Source organism: Achromobacter sp. Marseille-Q0513, from assembly GCF_018195695.1.
Classification (GTDB): domain Bacteria; phylum Pseudomonadota; class Gammaproteobacteria; order Burkholderiales; family Burkholderiaceae_B; genus Achromobacter.
Genome location: NZ_JAGTJY010000425.1, coordinates 1 through 695 on the forward strand (window position 1 = coordinate 1; position 695 = coordinate 695).

The 695-nt window shown below is 61.9% G+C and carries 1 protein-coding gene; it reads right to left on the minus strand.

Annotated features, from left to right (window positions below):
* A partial coding sequence (locus KDH83_RS31060; protein ID WP_212322946.1) for a class II aldolase/adducin family protein occupies positions 1-695 on the minus strand: 695 nt, incomplete at both ends.

Genomic DNA, 695 nt, shown 5'->3' on the forward strand with positions numbered 1-695 from the left:
ATGTCGTAGTGAGGGCGTCCGGTGTCAGCCGCGCCAGCACGTCGTAGTAGCACCTCAGCTGTTCGTGCCGGGCGCGGTTGAACGCCTCGGGCACGAAGATGCCGACGTCGCGGATGAAAATGGGATAGCCGAGGTCCTGGTGCTTGGGCATGCGGTCCAGGCAATCAGCAACCGATTCATATGTCTGGGCGGTGGGACCCAGGAACACGACGTGATCTGGATACAGGGCCCAGGAATGGTCCAGTCGTGCATACAGATCGTGGTCGTGGACCAGCTCGGTCAACGTTTCGTCCTGCAGCAGGATATAGGACTGGTTCTTCATGGCTTCTACGTCATGGGATGACGGGGCGACACGAGGCCGTCCAGTCTCGCGAGTCGACGTGCGCAGCCGCGTCGTGAGCAGGGAGAGCAATGCGTCCACATCCTCGACCGCTTTCGCGCCGATGACCACGCCGTGATTGCGCAGGAATACGACGTTTGCGTCGGGCCGGTCTTTCAACTGGCGCGCCACGGCGGCAGCCAACGGGGCGCCAGGCTTGTGATAGTCCACCAGCACCCATTCGCAAGCATCGCCCAGTCGTTCTTGCAGCAGCCTCTCGCAGTCTTTCTGGACCAGATGGACCAGGGCGTCGATCTCGTGCAGATGGGCGACGACGGCATGGGGCAAGAGGGCGTGCAGCAGTGTTTCTATGGAC